This is a genomic window from Mesorhizobium sp. M0663 (genome assembly GCF_040320585.1).
In the GTDB taxonomy this organism is placed as follows: domain Bacteria; phylum Pseudomonadota; class Alphaproteobacteria; order Rhizobiales; family Rhizobiaceae; genus Mesorhizobium.
Window position 1 is genome coordinate 386,637 of record NZ_JAMYPX010000002.1, and the last position, 16,381, is coordinate 403,017.

General features: G+C 63.3%; 18 protein-coding genes. 6 read left to right on the top strand and 12 right to left on the bottom strand.

Going from position 1 to position 16,381, the window contains the following annotated elements; all coding sequences use genetic code 11:
• Positions 1-4 precede the first annotated feature (4 nt).
• The 4 genes from NKI54_RS05035 to NKI54_RS05050 all read left to right on the top strand — a co-directional run bounded on the left by NKI54_RS05035 (position 5) and on the right by NKI54_RS05050 (position 4,950).
• Positions 5-1,033: a glycosyltransferase family 2 protein gene (locus NKI54_RS05035; protein ID WP_502898197.1), complete on the top strand. Its 1,029-nt coding sequence runs from the start codon at positions 5-7 to the stop codon at positions 1,031-1,033.
• A 9-nt stretch (positions 1,034-1,042) separates the two neighbouring features.
• Positions 1,043-2,830 (top strand): ABC transporter ATP-binding protein, encoded by a 1,788-nt coding sequence (locus tag NKI54_RS05040; protein WP_352636032.1) that lies wholly within the window; start codon positions 1,043-1,045, stop codon positions 2,828-2,830.
• A gap of 1,086 nt (positions 2,831-3,916) precedes the next feature.
• Positions 3,917-4,132 (top strand): hypothetical protein, encoded by a 216-nt coding sequence (locus NKI54_RS05045; RefSeq protein WP_023677289.1) that lies wholly within the window; start codon positions 3,917-3,919, stop codon positions 4,130-4,132.
• A 113-nt stretch (positions 4,133-4,245) separates the two neighbouring features.
• Complete coding sequence (locus tag NKI54_RS05050) at positions 4,246-4,950, top strand: SOS response-associated peptidase (protein WP_352587144.1); 705 nt, start codon at positions 4,246-4,248, stop codon at positions 4,948-4,950.
• On the opposite strand, the gene NKI54_RS05055 is transcribed toward NKI54_RS05050, so the two are convergent.
• From NKI54_RS05055 to NKI54_RS05105, 11 genes are all read right to left on the bottom strand, one after another.
• Complete coding sequence (locus tag NKI54_RS05055; protein ID WP_023677293.1) at positions 4,947-5,207, bottom strand: hypothetical protein; 261 nt, start codon at positions 5,205-5,207, stop codon at positions 4,947-4,949. The two genes, NKI54_RS05050 and NKI54_RS05055, sit on opposite strands and share 4 nt — an antisense overlap.
• Positions 5,208-5,210: 3 nt before the next feature.
• Positions 5,211-5,471, bottom strand: a complete 261-nt coding sequence (locus NKI54_RS05060) for a hypothetical protein (RefSeq protein WP_352621365.1) — start codon at positions 5,469-5,471, stop codon at positions 5,211-5,213.
• Positions 5,472-5,683: 212 nt separating this feature from the next.
• Positions 5,684-5,833 (bottom strand): hypothetical protein, encoded by a 150-nt coding sequence (locus NKI54_RS05065; RefSeq protein WP_023677295.1) that lies wholly within the window; start codon positions 5,831-5,833, stop codon positions 5,684-5,686.
• Between the two features lie 3 nt (positions 5,834-5,836).
• Positions 5,837-6,166: a DUF2934 domain-containing protein gene (locus tag NKI54_RS05070; RefSeq protein ID WP_352621363.1), complete on the bottom strand. Its 330-nt coding sequence runs from the start codon at positions 6,164-6,166 to the stop codon at positions 5,837-5,839.
• Positions 6,167-6,293: 127 nt separating this feature from the next.
• The gene (locus NKI54_RS05075) at positions 6,294-6,926 is read right to left on the bottom strand and encodes a BA14K family protein (protein ID WP_352690807.1); all 633 of its coding nucleotides are present in this window, start codon (positions 6,924-6,926) and stop codon (positions 6,294-6,296) included.
• A gap of 160 nt (positions 6,927-7,086) precedes the next feature.
• The gene (locus NKI54_RS05080) at positions 7,087-7,848 is read right to left on the bottom strand and encodes an ABC transporter ATP-binding protein (protein WP_352636036.1); all 762 of its coding nucleotides are present in this window, start codon (positions 7,846-7,848) and stop codon (positions 7,087-7,089) included.
• A gap of 37 nt (positions 7,849-7,885) precedes the next feature.
• Positions 7,886-8,884 (bottom strand): ABC transporter substrate-binding protein, encoded by a 999-nt coding sequence (locus NKI54_RS05085; protein WP_352587126.1) that lies wholly within the window; start codon positions 8,882-8,884, stop codon positions 7,886-7,888.
• A gap of 58 nt (positions 8,885-8,942) precedes the next feature.
• Complete coding sequence (locus tag NKI54_RS05090; RefSeq protein ID WP_023677300.1) at positions 8,943-9,791, bottom strand: ABC transporter permease; 849 nt, start codon at positions 9,789-9,791, stop codon at positions 8,943-8,945.
• A gap of 40 nt (positions 9,792-9,831) precedes the next feature.
• Positions 9,832-11,196 (bottom strand): LLM class flavin-dependent oxidoreductase, encoded by a 1,365-nt coding sequence (locus NKI54_RS05095; protein WP_352621356.1) that lies wholly within the window; start codon positions 11,194-11,196, stop codon positions 9,832-9,834.
• A 52-nt stretch (positions 11,197-11,248) separates the two neighbouring features.
• Complete coding sequence (gene msuE / locus NKI54_RS05100; protein WP_023677302.1) at positions 11,249-11,806, bottom strand: FMN reductase; 558 nt, start codon at positions 11,804-11,806, stop codon at positions 11,249-11,251.
• A 735-nt stretch (positions 11,807-12,541) separates the two neighbouring features.
• Positions 12,542-13,834, bottom strand: a complete 1,293-nt coding sequence (locus NKI54_RS05105; protein ID WP_031211955.1) for an Nramp family divalent metal transporter — start codon at positions 13,832-13,834, stop codon at positions 12,542-12,544.
• A gap of 235 nt (positions 13,835-14,069) precedes the next feature.
• On the opposite strand from NKI54_RS05105, the gene NKI54_RS05110 reads away from it, so the two are divergent.
• Positions 14,070-14,375, top strand: coding sequence for a hypothetical protein (locus NKI54_RS05110; RefSeq protein WP_023677305.1), 306 nt, complete (start codon positions 14,070-14,072; stop codon positions 14,373-14,375).
• 227 nt (positions 14,376-14,602) lie between these two features.
• Here the strand turns inward: NKI54_RS05110 and NKI54_RS05115 are convergent, their stop codons facing one another.
• The gene (locus NKI54_RS05115) at positions 14,603-15,457 is read right to left on the bottom strand and encodes an aldo/keto reductase (protein ID WP_031211956.1); all 855 of its coding nucleotides are present in this window, start codon (positions 15,455-15,457) and stop codon (positions 14,603-14,605) included.
• Positions 15,458-15,686: 229 nt separating this feature from the next.
• Between NKI54_RS05115 and NKI54_RS05120 the strand changes: the two genes are divergently transcribed.
• Entirely contained in the window at positions 15,687-16,322 is a 636-nt protein-coding gene (locus tag NKI54_RS05120) for an ankyrin repeat domain-containing protein (RefSeq protein WP_352587120.1), read from the top strand.
• Positions 16,323-16,381 lie beyond the last annotated feature (59 nt).

Sequence of the window (16,381 nt, forward strand, 5' to 3'; positions counted from 1 at the left end):
GCGCATGTTCGTCAAATCCCATCAGCTCCAGCAGCGCGGCCGCTCGACGGTGCCGGCGGCCATGTCGCCCCGGCCGCAGCACGGGCCGGCATCGGAGGTCAGCTTCATTGTCTGCACACGCGACCGCGTCAACGTGCTCGAGCCTTGCATAAAGTCGATCCAGGCCGCGTGCCGCGCCTACGCTGCCTTCTCTGCCGAACTGGTGGTTGTCGACAACGGTTCGACCGACTGCACAGCAGAGCGGCTGGCCGGCATAGCCGAACTTTCGGACATTCCGTTCACGGCCATTCGCGAACCACGACCTGGACTGGCGGCCGCGCGCAATGCCGGGCTGGAGCGGGCGCGGGGCCGCGTGCTGGTTTTCGTCGATGATGATTGCGCAGTCCACCGGGATTATTTGCGCGATCTGCAGCGGCACTATGCGGCAGGCGAACGGGTCATCCGCGGCGGCCGCGTCGAGATCGGCGATCCCCGCGACCTGCCGTTCACCATCAAGCGGTCGCCGGTACGCGCGCGGCTTACCCCAGACGTCCATCCCGGCGGCTTCGTGCTTGGCTGCAACATGACGATGCACCGCGATGTTGCAGCCCGCATCGGCCGTTTCGACGAACGGTTCGGCGCCGGCGGCCCGCTGCGCTCCGCAGAGGATACGGACTATCTAGTGCGGGCGGTGCTACTTGGGATCCCGGTCGAATATGTGCCCGACATGACTATCTATCACCATCACGGCCGGCGCGACCGCAAGGCCATCGAAAAGCTGCACCGCGACTACAGCATGGGCAATGGCGGGCTTTGCCTGAAACATATCCGCCACGCGCCGTGGCTGCTTCGGCATTGCTACTGGTCGATGAGGGCGGCCATGCGCGAACTGGTGAAAGGCCCTCTGTTCGACCGTGAACTCAAGCTGTCGCACTGGCCGATCGTCGGCATGAATTTGCTCGGCGCGGCCAAGTTCGCGGTGCTTTTGCTGGCGAAATCGCCGCAGCCGGCGCAAATGCGACAGGAGCAACAGGCAAATGCCGAGGCGAGGTGATCCGCCACCATGCGATTGATGCCGCCCAGCCTGCCGATGCTGCGCCGCGCGCTCGGAAGAAAGCAGTTGCGCCTGCTTCCTGCCGTGGTGGTGCTCGGGCTGCTCAGCGCCGCGCTTGAAGGCTTCGGCATCGGCCTGATCATCCCGTTGCTGAACATAATCATGGGGCAGCAGGGGCAGACCGGCATGGCCGGCTTTTCCGCCGTCTTCCAGCATGTCGGATCGAGCCTGAGCGAGCGCGACCGCCTGATCGTCATATCCGTCGCGATTCTCGGCTCGATCGTGCTGAAGAACCTGTTCGCTTTCGCCAACACGCTGCTGACCACCTTCATCTACGGCAAGGCGAGCCATTCGATCCGCAGCGAGCTATCGGAGCAGCTGCTGCGGGTGGGCTACCCGTTCTTCCTGCAGCAAAGCCCCGGACGGCTGCTCAACATCATCTCCAACGAATCCTGGCGGGCCTCGGATGCCATCCAGATCACGTTGGGGGCAATCGTCAATGCATCGGCCGCAATCATCCTATTGGCCTTCCTGCTGCTTCTGTCGTGGCAAATGACGCTGCTGGTCACGCTGGGGCTGGCCCTCGTCCAGGTCGCGCACGCCATGCTGTCGGCCAATCTGAAGGCGCCGAGCCGCAGCGTCGCCTCCCGCAACAGCCAGCTCGCATCGCAGATGCTGCATCTGGTGCATGCCGGGCGGCTGATCCGCATTTTTGGCCAGGAGCAACGCGAGAAAGCGGCTTTCGACCAGGCATCCGACGCGGTGCGCCGGGCGGCCTTCGTGCTTTTAACCCGCCAGGGAGCGTTGCCGCCGCTGACCGAGGTTCTGCACGCCATGCTGTTCCTGGCGGTGGTGATCGGCGCCTGGTTCGCCAATGTTTCCTTCCCGCTGATCGTCGCCTTCGTCATCCTGCTCTACCGGCTGCAGCCCTACATGCGGTCGCTGCAAATGGCCTGGAGCCAGCTGCAGGGCCTGAGCGGATCGCTGGAAGAGGTGACGTGGATGCTGGACCCGTCCGGCAAGCCCGCGCCGCCGCAAGGCAGCGCAGCGTTCCCCGGGCTCAGCCAAGGCATCAAGTTCGAGGACGTCACCTTTACCTATTCCGGCTCGGAGCAGCGCGCGGTGGTGCTGCATGCGGCGAGTTTCGACCTCCGCAGCGGCCGCTCGACCGCGCTGATCGGCCGGTCGGGCGCCGGCAAGACGACGATCGTCAATCTTTTGTGCCGCTTCGTCGAACCGGATAGCGGCAGGATTCTCGTTGATGGATCGCCTCTGGACCGCATCGACCCCAGCCAATGGCGAAAGCACATCGCGCTCGCCAGCCAGGAGCTGGAGCTGGTCGACGGCACGATTTTCGACAACATCATCTACGGCCAGGACGCGGCCTCGGCCGATGACGCCGAGCGCGCGGCAAAACTGGCCGAAGCGCATGGCTTCATCGAGCAACTGCCGCAAGGCTACCGGACGGTCGTCGGCTACCGTGGCGTCAATCTCTCGGCGGGACAGCGGCAGCGGATCGCGCTGGCCAGGGCCCTGGTGCGCGATCCCGATATCCTCATCCTCGACGAAGCCACCAATGCGGTGGACGGCCTGTCGGAAGCGGCAATCGTCGAGACGCTCAAGTCGCGCGCCGGCCGTCGCACCACCATCGTCATCAGCCATCATCGCAGCACCATCTCGTTCTGCGACGACGTCGTGATCCTGAGCCACGGCCGCGTGAAAAAGCAGGCACCCTTCGCCGCCCTGGCGACGCTCAGCATGGACGAGCTTTACCAGCACGAGGCGCTGGAAGGCTGAGGGCGACCCCGCTGCATGCGCGCGCTGGGAGGTCGTCTCGGATGTCAAGCCAGGTCAAGCATCTCAGGGGCGAGGAAGACCTCCGCCATACGTCTCTACGGGATTTCTGGGATGATGAGTGATCCCGAGCTTACCCGCTTTCCATCTGGAGCGTACCGAACCAAGGGTCCGCCTGCCAAATCCAGCAATGGCAGGCGGACCCTAATCAGCGCATGAAGGGACTGATTCTGCGCCGATGTCTCCTCGAGGAGGTGACGCCATCAACTGAAGACGGGCGCAGTTGTTCCCGACGCCGGCCGTACACAAGACCATTGCGCAGGCAGGTCAGACTTAGGTCCCTGTAAACGCGCATCGCTGGCTGGAGTGAACATCGGATCGGCTCGGTGGTAGCGAAACTTCGGCCGGAGATAGATGCAGCCATTGGGTTCCGGGGCATGACCGGCTCGGCGCTGATGATGGGCGGCGATCGATCCCCGCACGACTGATGCCGAGGGGCGCTTGCAGTCCTGCGGAATACGCATCCACCGGCGCCAGTGAAGTTGTCCAAGCGGTACGGGCTCAGCGGTCGTCAAGCTGTTGCTAATATGCAGCACAGGCAGCGCTCTATGAACGGGGTCGCTTGGAACCGCTACCTCCGACCAACCGTTAGTGTCACAATGACAAACCAAAAAGTGAGGCTGATGATGGACCCGATGCAAAACAACACGTTGGAGATCTGGTGTCTTGCGGCCGTTCCGCTATCACTACTCCTTACGGTATTATTAGCCGGATTTATCCTTTAGCTGGACCCAACGAGGCCGGCTGCGGACCGGGGCCCGGAAGATGAAAATGCCGGCCATTTAGGCACGCTAGGCGTCGCGGACACCTCGTAGCACCAGGCCGTGGCAGCCTTTCCAACATTGCCATCATAATCGGCTCTTTCGACCGGTCCGGTCGGCGGCGATTGCTCGCAGGCCCGTTGCGAGGGCGAGCATGCGAGCTCGTACGTTTTTTACACAATCTGTGATTGGTGGACTCGCCCGCCGCCATCGACGTTAATTTTGCGTTAGCGACAGGAGGGGGGAGATCGCTAACGGGAGGAAGAAAATGAAAGAAAACTACGATCTGACGATCGATTACGACGAACCTTACGACAACAAGCCTTACGATCTAGCCACATTCGCAAGGAAGCACGGGCTCAACATTCGAGCCGCCGAGCTTCTTCTTTTCGCCAAAGGCCCGTCTCGAGCGGCCTGCGATGCCGCGGCGAGGGCTTTTCTCGCGGCGGTAGCCGCACAAGCTATGAGACAATCGGCGCGGTAGGTCTCACAAAGCCATTGCTGACACGGCCTGCCGTGTCAGCAACTCAACGGACAGCGCTGGAAATTCCGGGCCGTTTCCAACAAGATGCCTGAGCATCCGGGAACGGCCTGAAAATGTGCAATCTCTACAACATCACGACCAGCCAGGAGGCTATCCGCCAGTGGACCCGCGCCTTGCGCGACATCCTCGGCAATCTCGAACCCTCCATCGACATCTATCCCAACCAGCCCGGCCCGGTGGTGCGCAACGCGCCGGACGGCGAACGCGAATTGGCCAATCTGCTGTGGGGCATGCCGACGCCACTGGAGCGGGTCAAGGGCAAGGCCGACTATGGCACCACCAATATCCGCAATCCGCAATATGGCCATTGGCAGCAATATCTCGGCATCGAGAACCGCTGCGTGGTGCCTGTCACCAGCTTCGCCGAGCCCAGCCCGACGCCCGGCGACAAGGACCCCGAGACCGGCATTCAGCGCAACTACTGGTTTGCACTCGGCGAGGACCGCCCGCTATTCTTCTTTGCCGGCCTGTGGACGCGCTGGCAGGGCATTCGCAAGATCAAGGACGGCCCCGCCGATCACCAGGTCTATGGCTTCATGACGACCCAGCCCAACGCGCTGATCGCGCCGATCCACGAGAAGGCGATGCCGGTGATCCTGACCACGCCGGAAGAAACCGAGGCCTGGCTCACCGCGCCGTGGTCGGAGGCAAGGCACCTGCAGCGCACGGCGCCCGATGACGCGCTGGTGATCGTCGACAAGCCGGCGACACAGATCAAGTTTCCGCAGCAGGCGCCGGTGCAAGGCTCGTTGTTTTAGCGCTTGAACTTCTGCAGCACCCAGATGTAGCCCTTGGGTGGATGGTCCTGGTCGATGAACTGCGTCTTCACCGTCGTGTCCTTGCGGCTGCATCGTTTGCACCTGAACCTGATCGCTTCCAGCGGCTTGTTCCAGCCCACCACCTGGGCCACGTCATTCGCCCTGAAGCGTCCGACATGGTAGCAATGGCCGCACTCCACGATGAGCAGCATGTTGGCCTTGGCGGCACGCCCAACGCTGTCCATCGGCCCGGCCATGGCTCATTTCCGGGTCGAGTAATCCTCGGGGAGGGGAAGCAGGCCAAGCTCCGCCATCCGGTAATCGGGCTCCTTCTCCGCGACGCTGGCCAGCACCTCGTGCAATTTCTCGACAAGCCCGCAAAGCTGCCAGAACAGCTCGCCATGCGCCTTCAGATGCAGCTGCGACGACAGCACCGTCTTGCGCAGGCTCAAAGTGTCCCTGATGATCGCCTCCGCATCCCTCGCCGACAGCCTGTCAAACCGGCTTTTTCGTCTGCCCATCGCGGCTCTCCTCGATTTGTGAGCAACCGCCCCGCCTACTGACAAATAGGAAGGCATTCCTCGCAGAGTCAATTCGCTCTTGACATTTTTGTTCCCGTTTTGTTCAATTTCAACAGGAACGCTGGAGGCACCGCCAAGGACCACATCGTGACGCTGGACAGCCTAGGAGGCTGCCCTCCGGCGCGGCTGCCTGGGAAGCGACAGCACGCCCCTCAATGCCTCTTGAAATACTGCACCTCGCGTTCGTGCTTTTCGGCGGCCTCGCGGGTATCGAAGGTGCCGAGATTGCGGCGCTTGCCGGTCTTTTCGTCCTTCTTGCGCGAATAGAGGCGGTATTTTCCGTCCTTGAGTTTTCTGATCATCTGTCACTCCCCGAGCCGCTGCTTCCCCTTAAGGTTGCGCGCGGCTTGTTCGATAGCCGCCCTGTCGTTTCCCAGCCTGTCGATCAGCTCCTGCGCCTGTTCGCCCGATATGCCGGTGCGCACCGCCAGGGCCTCCACCGTCAAAACGTCGGAGCTCGCGACCTCGCGGGTTTCCGGCAGGGCATCGCCTGCCGTCAGTGGCAGGGCTGCCTCCCTGTCGATCTCGGCCTCGGCCTGGTGCCAGTGCCGCTTGGGATCGCCATGGATCCCGCCTTCGCGTTCCCAGATCTGGTATGCGCGCTCACGAATCTTGTCTTCCCGGTCGTCGCCCATGTTGACTTCTCCTTTGGGTATCGGATGAACGCCGCGCCAACCCGAACGATCCAAGAAATCTGCTTGATCGTTGGGTGGGTCGCACAAGGCGCCATGCACTGCGGCCGCCAGCCACCCCCCGGCCTGCCTACTCGCACTGCCTGCGCGGCCCCCCGGAATACGGCTGATAGCTGTTGTCCTCCGGTCGATATGACCGGTAGCGGCTGAAGCAGTATTGCACGTGATCGGATGAGAGCTCGGCGGCGCCGGTTTCGTCCGATGGCGGGTAGCCCTCCAGTGACGACCTATCGCTCGCCTCGACGTAGCTGCCGTCATCGGTGATGTCGAGATAGGGCGAGATGCAGGGGCGCTGTTGTCCGCTGTAGGACGTGTAGCGGTTGTCGTCCGGCCGGTAGGAGCGGTAGCGGCTGGCGCACCATTCGATATGGGCGGCGGGTAGCGTCTGCTGCTCTTCCGCTGGTGGCTGGGTAGAGCCGGTCGCGGTGATGTCGGTTGTCGACGCTGCGGCATCGGCGGGTTTCGAGCTGCGATCAACTTCCGAGGTGCGAACGGGGACCGGGCGGGCCGGGAGGCGCTCGAGGCGCTGCGAGGCCGGGTTCACCGGTCGCGGGTCCTTGGCCCACAGTTCGGCGACGCTGGAGACCGGGGCGGCCGGCCGTACCGGCTTGGCTATTAGAAGCCAGGTGGCGAAGGCGAGGCCGCTGGCGAATACGGCAAGCGTCAGCACGAAGCCGCCAAAGATTGCGAACAAGGCTTTCATGCCGCGCTCCTTCGCCTCCCGGTTAAGGAAATGCGGGGGCGGGGAATCCGGTTCCAGGAAAGCGCGGGGCACTCAAAGAGGGGCCCCTCTCCGTCTCGGCTTCGCCGAGACACCTCTCCCCGCTTCGCGGGGCGAGGAACCAAGGCCTCTTAGGCGGCTTTCAGTGCAGGCCGAATTCGCGCAGCAGTTCCTCGCGGTAGCGTACGAAACGGCTTTCGCTGCGCTCGCGCGGGCGGGGCAGGTCGATGTCGATCAGCCGCGCCGCGCCGCCTTTCTCCTTGGGCAGGATCAGCACCCGGTCGGCAAGGTAGATCGCTTCCTCGAGGTCGTGCGTCACCATCACCATGGTGACGTTCTCCTCGCTCCAGATGCGCGCCAGTTCCTCCTGCATGCCGATCTTGGTCATCGCGTCGAGCGCGCCCAGCGGCTCGTCAAGCAGCAGGATTTCGGGCTGCACGGTCAAGGCGCGGGCGATGCCGACGCGCTGTGCCATGCCGCCCGATAGCTGCCGGGGAAAGGCATCGCTGAATTCGGCGAGGCCGACCAGCGCGATATAGAAGTGCGCCCTTTCCTCGGCCTCCGCCTTCGGCACGCCGCGCACTTCGAGACCGAAGGCGACATTGCCGAGCACGGTCAGCCAGGGCAGCAGGCGCGGCTCCTGGAAAATCACCGCACGCTCGGCGCCGACGCCGTGCACCGGCATGCCGTCGATGGCGACGCCGCCGCTGTCGGCAGCCTCCAGCCCGGCTAGGATGCGCAGCAGCGTGGTCTTGCCCGATCCGCTGGCGCCGACGATGACAAGGCATTCACCCGAGTGGATGTCGAGGTTGAGGGTCCTCAACACGGCGAGCGAGCGCCCGCCGATGCTGAACGATTTGGACAGGTCGCGTATGCTGACCTGACCGCCGCTTGTGCTGCTCATCGCGCGCGTCTCCCAACTGGTTGGTCGGTTGCCTTTGTCAGTTGGTCTTGGTTTCGCCCGGCCGGTAGAGGATGTCCGCTGCCCTCAGCTTACCCTTTGGCAGGCGGCCGTCGCGCTCGAGCACGCTGACCCAGAAGTCGATGTCGCGATCCGTCGCCTTTGCCCCCTGGCGCAGCCCGAAGCCGGTCCAGTAACGCGCCAGCTCGCCGTTTTCGCCGCGCTTGTCGAGGATGTTTGCCAGCACCTTGCGCGCTTCGTCGGGGTTCTGCAGCGACCAGTCTGAGGCGCGCGCCGATTGCTCGACGAAATTGCGGGCGGCGTCGGGATGCGCGGCGATGAAGTCGCGCCTGAGCACGACGAAGCCGCCCGCCAGCTCGCCCAGCACGTCGGTGTCGTTGAACACGCCACGCACACCGCCATTGTCGACCAGCGCCCCGGCAAATGTCGCCTGCCAATAGCCCAGCGCCGCGATGTCGACCTGGCGGGACCGCAAGGTCTGTTCGAGCTGCGGTCCGGGCACGACGACGAGATTGGCGGCGTCCGGCGACAGGCCGACGCTGTGCAGCGCCTCGCGCACGGTATAGTCGAGATGGGCGCCGAGCGTGTTGACGGCGATGGTCTTGCCGGCAATGTCGGCGATCGATTTGATCGGGCTGTCATCGAGCACGTAGAAGACGCTGCGCACCTTGCTGTTGATGCCGTTGCTCGGATAGACGGCGACGAAGTCGTTGCCGCCGGAGATCGAGTTGATCACGGCTGCGGTTGCAGCCGAGCCGATATCGACGCTGCCGGAGGCGAGCGCAAACAATGATTCCGGGCCGCCGCCGGAATAGCCGACATTCTCGACCTCGATACCGAGGCCTTTGAAATAGCCGAGCTCGCCGGCCAGCTCATGCGGAGAGATGCTGCCACGGCTGGCGAGGGAGCGGAACTTGACGGGTGCCGCTTCGGCAAAGGCGAAGCGCGGCAGGCCGGCGGCGAGAAGGCCGGCGGCGAAGGGCGCGCCGGCAAGCAGGGAACGGCGGGAGATTTTCATGGTCCGGGTCTTTCCTGATTTGAGTTCTGGCCTGGTTGAGATTGGTAAGCGCGGGTGGTCAGTCGACGGCATTGCTCCAGCGGCAGAGCCGCCGCTGCAGGCTGACCAGCGCCTGGTTGGCGATCAGGCCGAGGCCGGCGAGGATGACGATTGCCGCAAACATCAGCGGGATCTGGAAGTTGTACTGCGCGTTCATCACCTGAAAGCCGATGCCCTTGTTGGCGCCGATCATTTCGGAGGCGATCAGAAGGAGCAGCGCCGTGGTGGCGCTGAGCCTAAGCCCAACGAAGATCGACGGCACGGCGCCGGGCAGCACGACGCGACGGAAGACGGTGAGCTGCCTGGCACCATAGACGCGGGCCATCTCCAGCAGTTTCGGATCGACCTGCTTGACGCCGCCGATGGTGTTGAGCAGCAACGGGAACAGCGTCGCCCAGAAGATGACGAACACCTTGGAGGCTTCGCCGAGCCCAAGCAGCAGGATGAAGACGGGATAGAGCGCCAGCGCCGAGGTCTGGCGGAAGACCTGCAGGATGGGATCGAGCGCGGTCTCGACCGCCCGCACCTGGCCCATGAACAGGCCGAGCGGGATGGCGACCAGCACGGCGGCCGCGAAAGCGAGACCGGCGCGCTGCAGGCTGATGGCGATGTCGCCGAGCAGAGTGCCGCCGGCCAGCCCCTTCCAAAGTGCTGCGACAATCATGTCGATCGGCGGCAGCACGGCCGCGTTGACCCAGCCCGCGCTGCTCGACACTTGCCAGATTGCGAGGAAAGCGATGAGGACGCCGTAGCGCGACAGGAAGCGGATGCCCGCCCGGCCACCGAGGCGCAGGAAGTCCGTGCCGAGGCTTGTCGTGCTGTCAGGCGTGCCGAGGCTGGCGGCCTGTTCGATGTGCTGCAAGGTCATCGTGTTGCCTCCTGCTTGGAAAATATCGGGCTTCTCGGGATTATTCGGCGGCCAGCACCGCCGAGCGGGCGGCGGTCCAGGGGTTTTCCGGCCGCCTGAGGCCGAGGTTCTCGCGCAGTGTCCTGCCTTCATAGGCGGTGCGGAACAGACCGCGGCGCTGCAGTTCGGGGATCACCAGCTCGACGAAGTCGTCGAGCCCGCCGGGCAGCCAGGGCGGCAGGATGTTGAAGCCGTCGGCGGCTTCGTTGCCAAACCATTCCTCCAGCTGATCGGCGACCTGCGTGGCGCTGCCGATGACGGTATAATGGCCGCGGGCCGTTGCCACCCATTGGTAGAGCTGTCGGATGGTGAAGTTGTGCTCGTCGGCAATCTGGCGGATCAGCGCCTGGCGGCTCTTCATGCCTTCGGTCTCCTTGCTCGGCGGCAGCGGTCCATCGAGCGGATAGCCGGTGATGTCGAGCGTCTGGCCGGCCAGCCCATTGAGCAGGGCGACGCCGTCTTCGGGCAGGATGAGATCGTTCAGCTGCTGGTACTTGGCACGCGCTTCTTCTTCGGTGCGGCCGACGAAGGGTGCCACGCCCGGCATGATCAGCACCTGCTCGGGATCGCGGCCGGCGGCCGTCACGCGCGCCTTGATATCGCGATAGAATTCCTGCGCCGACGCCAGGTTCTGATGGGCGGTGAAGATGACTTCCGCCGAGTGGGCGGCGAGCTTGCGACCGTCTTCCGATTGCCCCGCCTGCACCAGGACCGGATGCCCCTGCACCGGGCGCGGCACGTTGAGCGGCCCTTTCACGCTGAAATGCGCGCCCTTGTGGTCGATGTCGTGGAGCTTGTCCTTGTCGTAGAAGCGCCCCGATTTCTTGTCGCGGATGAAGGCATCGTCCTCCCAGCTGTCCCACAGCGCCTTGACCGTCTCGACATGTTCATGCGCGCGGGCATAGCGCTCGGCGTGGGCAGGCTGCGTCTCGCGATTGAAGTTGCGCGCGGTTTCGTCGCCGGCCGAGGTGACGACGTTCCAGCCGGCGCGGCCATTCGACAGATGATCGAGCGAGGCGAATTTGCGGGCGAGCGTGTAGGGCTCCTCGTAGGTGGTCGAGGCGGTAGCGATGAAGCCGAGATGCGTGGTGAGCGGCGACAGCGCTGCAAACAGCGTCACCGGCTCGAAGCCGGCGATCTTGGCATTGCCGCCTTCGCGGGCGCCGAGCCCGACCGTCAGATTGTCGGCGAGGAAATAGGCATCGAACAGGCCGCGCTCGGCGGTCAGGGCGAGCTGCTTGTGGAACTCGAAATTGGTGGCGCCGTCGGCCGGCGCCTCGGGGTGGCGCCAGGCGGCGATATGCTGTCCGCCGCCGGGCAGGAAAGCGCCCAGTTTGATTTGCCTGGATTTGGTGGATCTGGTCATCGCGGCGTGCTCCTGGACGGATCGGAAAGGGGATCTCGGGTCAGCGGTGCGTTCAGGCGGCAAGGCCGACGCCGTAGGGCACCCCGGTTACACGGCATGCCTCGGCGACCGCCTGCCGGGCGCGGGCGTGGATGGCTTCCGACACCAGCACGCCATTGGCAAAATCCTTGTCGGAGGCGTAGATCGCGGTCGGCACGGTCAGCGCCTCGAAGAAGCCGAACAGCGGCCGCAACTGGTGCTCGACGATCAGCGAATGGCGCTCGCCGCCGCCGGTCGCGGCGAGGATGACGGGCTTGCCCCTCAGCGATGACGGATCGAGCAGGTCGAAGAAATGCTTGAAAAGCCCGGTATAGCTGCCTTTGAAAGTCGGCGAGCCGGCCACCAGGATGTCGGCGCCCAGCAGCCGTTCGACGATGTTGCGCGCCGCCGGGTCGAGGTCGCCGAGGCGCCTTGCCTGCGGCAGGGACGCGCCGAGATCCTCGATGTCGAAGACGGCCGAGGCCGCGCCGATGCTTTCGGCGGCCTGCCCGACAATGTGGCTGACGAACGCCTTGGTCTTCGATGGCCGGGTCAAGTTGCCCGACAGCCCCACCACGAGCTTTTTCGACATTCCTGGCTCCCTCTCAAGCGCTCTATTTCAAGATCTTGGGTCTAGCGATCTATTTTAAGTCTAGAGAGTTTGTAGAATTAAAAGAGCGAGAAAATTTCAAAAGCTGGGTGATGAGCGAACTGAGTTTGCGGCACATCGCCCGCAATTGGTTCATTCAACGCGCCGCAGCGCGTTGCAAGATCCGCCGCAGCGCCTTCAGCCGCGATGGCGCAGCGCGTCGGATAGAGCGCATAAACAGCCGGCCGGACATATCAGGCAAGTCGCCCTCGGGCGCTCCCGGCGAGACGTCGGGGAACCATGTGCCTGTGGTACAATCCCTCGACGGCCTAGCGGTCCTCGGGGAGGATGCAAGCAAGGCACAGGCCACGGCGCTGGAGTGGCTCCGCGGCTGCGGTGAATCAGGTCAATTTGATTTAAATCCGGCTGTGGATATTTGCTTTTGGCTAAATCGAGGCGGTCATCTTGCCGGCGGGCGGGCAACAGGGAGATGCCTATGACAAGCGACTTTGCCGCCGCACACCTGCACCTTGAACGAGCCTGCCACTATTTGAGCGGCGAGGACGAGACGAGCCGCACGGCTCGTGCGGCTCTGGATCTCCTGATCGATGCAATTGTCGCAGCGCAATACAAGCGGCCGGTGGGAGATGTTGTGGAGTTTCCAAGGTCGGCAAAGCTGGGGCAATCCGCAAGCGGGAACGGGTAATCCAACTAGCGGCGTCCCTTGTCCTGCCGGATTTACATGAACCAGGTGGCCACCAGGCCGATCGTCGCCGAGAAGATGGCGGCGGTCGTTGCCCAACCGAGTATGTTGGTGCTGCGGCTGTTCACCTGCTCCCCCATGATCCTGCGGCTGTTCGTCATCAGCATGATGAGCAGCAGCAAGGGCGGCGTCGAGAAGCCCTGAACGATGCCGGACCAGACCAGCGCCTTCATCGGATTGAAGCCGAGGAAGTTGAGGCCGGCGGCGATCGCCGTAAAAAATCCGATGGCGAGATAAAATTTTGGCGCTTCTCGAGCCCGGGCGTGCAGGCTGTTTTTCCAGCCGATGGCTTGTGCCACGTCATAGGCAGCGCCGGTGGTCATGACAGGAACCGCTAGGAAACCGACGCCGATCACGCCTGCGGCGAACAGAACGCTTGCGGCCTGGCCGGCGAGTGGGCGCAGCGCCTCCGCGGCTTGCGCGGCCGTGTCGATATCGTGATGCCCCGCCTTGTAGAGCGTCGCCCCGGTCGACAGGATGATGAAATACATGATGAGATTTGAAAACGTCATGCCGATGAGGATGTCCCGGCGCGAGCGGCGGAGTTCGCCGGCGGTGGCGCCCTTCCTTTGCCTGAGCGTCGTTCGCCCTTGGGCAATCTCCTCCTCGACCTCCTCATTGGACTGCCACGTATAGAGATAGGCGGACAGCGTCGTACCGATGATGGCGACCAGGATCGACAGGAACTCCCGGTTGAATTCGATCCTGGGAAGCAGCGTTCCGCGCAGCACCGCCGCGGCATCCGGCTTGGCCAGAATGGCGGCACCGACATAAGCGAGCAGCGCCAGCGCCAGCCAGCGAAAGATGTTGCGGATCAAAGTATAGGAGCCGAAGACCTGGAGGGCGAAGATGAGGGCGGCGACGAACAGCACGATCAGCGGAATGGGAAGCGGCACGAATATGTTGATCGCCGCCGCCATTCCACCAAGATCGGCCGCTGCCTCGATGGTGTTGCCGACGAGCACACCCAACAGCACCGACCAGAGCAGCCACCGCGGGTAGAAGTCCTTGATGACGTGGAACAATCCGCGCCCCGACACCTGGCCGAGCTTCGACGACAGGTAGACGACCGCGTACATCATCGGCAACGTCACCGGAGCCGTCCAGAGCAGGTCGGGTCCGAAACGGGCGCCGGCACTGGCATAGGTGCCTATTGCGGAACAATCGTCGTCGGCCGCCCCTGTTATCAGTCCGAGGCCGAGCGCTCGTCCTATGCCACCTTTGCCCTCCTTCGGTGGGATGGAATGATCGGAACCGGCCTGCCTCATTGCGACCGGACCGGGTTGCGAACGAAAGACGCGGCCTGCCATGCAATAATGGTAAGGATCGGTCGCGGCGCTGGTCTCATTTTGCTTCCTTCACAACTTGCCCAAACCCGGCGTGCCATGACTTGTTCCGCGACGACGGGACAGGGGTTTTGTCTCAGGCAAAAAAGTTCGGGTTGACCGCTTCCGAACGCGAAGCGACTATTCGTTCGAGGCGAAGATCGCAGGAGGAAATGCAATGGACGAGCCCGGTCAGTGGCGCCACATGTCGAGCGCGCCAAGGGACGGCAGCAGAATCCTTGTCACGGTTCGGCCGTCCGAACAGGGTCCGGCCGAGGTCGACATGGCTTACTGGGCCCGCGCCGATCAGTTCGGCAGCGAAGGCTGGCGCGCCTCCGACTCGTCTCCAGGACGCATCGTCGAATATGCCGAACCCGAACTGAAGTGCTGGATGCCGCTGCCGTCGGCCAATCTCAGCAAGGGATCGATGCCGAGCCCCTGGGAGGGCGAAGATGTGCCGCTGGTGGATGGCTCCGGGATATGAGCTAGCGGGAAGGGTAGTTTTGATCGCTGCCGGGACAGCGCCCCCCTCTGTCCTGCCGGACATCTCCCCCACAAGGGGGAGATTGGCCCTCATCGCGGCCTTCGCTAATCTCCGACGCTGCAAGAAGGGCGCGGCTATTGAAGCTGCCGATCTCCCCCCTTGAGGAGATGTCCGGCGGGGCAGAGGGGGGTGTGAAGGAATGCCAACGTCCGGGTTGGCCCGCCTCGTTAGAACAGGAATGCGGCCGTGGCGGGGTTCGGGCCGGTGCGGCCGTCGGGCGAATCCATGCCCCGGATAAGCTCGAGGTCCTTCGCTTCCAACTCGAAATCGAAGACCTCGAAATTGGCGGCGATGCGGTCCTGGTGGATCGACTTTGGAATGACGATCAGCCCTTCCTGAAGGTGCCACCTGACGATCGTCTGCGCCACCGACTTGCCGTGTTTCCTGGCGATGGTTTCAAGCGTCGGATTGCTCAACAGCCGGCCGCTGCCCAGCGGGCTCCAGCTCTCAATGCGGATGTTGTGCCTGTCGTGGAATTCACGTTTGTCACGCTGCTGGAAGCGGGGGTGGAGCTCGATCTGGTTGACGGTCGGCGTGACGCCGGTCTCGCCGATGATCCGTTCGAGGTGGTTCTGGTTGAAGTTCGAAACGCCGATCGACTTGATCCGGCCTGATTGCCTGAGTTCGATCAGCGTCTTCCAGGCCTCGACATATCTGTCCTGGCTGGGCACCGGCCAATGGATCAGGAACAGGTCGATCTGTTCGATGCCGAGCTTGCTCATCGTCTCGTCGAAGGCGCGCAAGGCGGCGTCGCGCTGATGTGCGCCGTTGCGCAGTTTCGAGGTGATGAACAACTCGCTTCTCGGCACGCCGGCCGAGCGGATCGCCTGCCCGACACCTTCCTCGTTCTGATAGCCTTCGGCGGTGTCGATCAGCCTGTAGCCGGCCTCGATTCCCCAGCGCACCACCTTGGCGGTGATGGCTGGATCGACCTGCCATACGCCGAGGCCGATTTGCGGAATGGCGGAGCCGTCGTTCAATCTGATCTGTTCAGGTCTATTCAGGGTAATCTGTTCAGGCATGTTCAGGTCCTTCTGCATCGTTCCGCCCGGCGCAGGCTCTATCTAGTCTGAATGGCCGCCAAAGCCAGTCGATATCAGGAGAATGTGAGGAGACGGACGTGAAGCGCTGATCCTCCGCTTCGGGCCGACAGCTCTCTGTGACCCACGGGCTCCAGGGAACTCAATGCAGGACGACCCCACTATCGCGGATTCTGTGGTATTCTGTGAACTATCCGAGGAGGCGACTGCGTTGACCAACAGCTTGGAAGCCGAAGGGGCAAGAGACTGGTCGCCCCTGCTGGTCGCGGCAGAACAAGGCGATGCGGAGGCGGTTCGATCGGAATTGGCGGCTGGCGCCGACATCAATCAGTCGGACGACGGCGGCTGGTCTGCACTTCACCTTTCAGCCCTCAATGACCGCACAGCTGTGGTGGAGGCGCTGATCGAAGACCCGGAAATCGACGTGAATTCCAGAAACAAGTGGAAGAGCACGCCCTTGAGCCTTGCGTCGGCCAAGGGACATTACGCGTGTATCTCTGTCCTCGTGAGACACCCCCAAATAGAGATCAACGCGCGAGCTGACTACTACGGCAGAACGGCTCTTATCGAGGCGGCGAAGAACGGGCATCTCGAAGTCGTCAAGTTGCTCGTGGTGAATGGCGCGGAAGTAAATCTGACCGACAAGACGGGGAGAAACAACGCGCTCATCGAGGCTATCAAGGGGCGGCACTACGAGATCGCGGAATACCTGCTGGATTCTGGGAAAGTGAGCTTTATCAACAAAGAGATGAGGCTAAACGCCCTGATCTGGGCTGGCAGCTGCCACAACCCTCAGCTTATCGAAAAGCTGGAAGCCGCGATCCACAGTTTCTTCGACGGCAAATAAGGGCCTCGCCCTTGCTGTCGCGGGGCGCGTCCGTATCTCCCGTCACGTCGACACGCTCG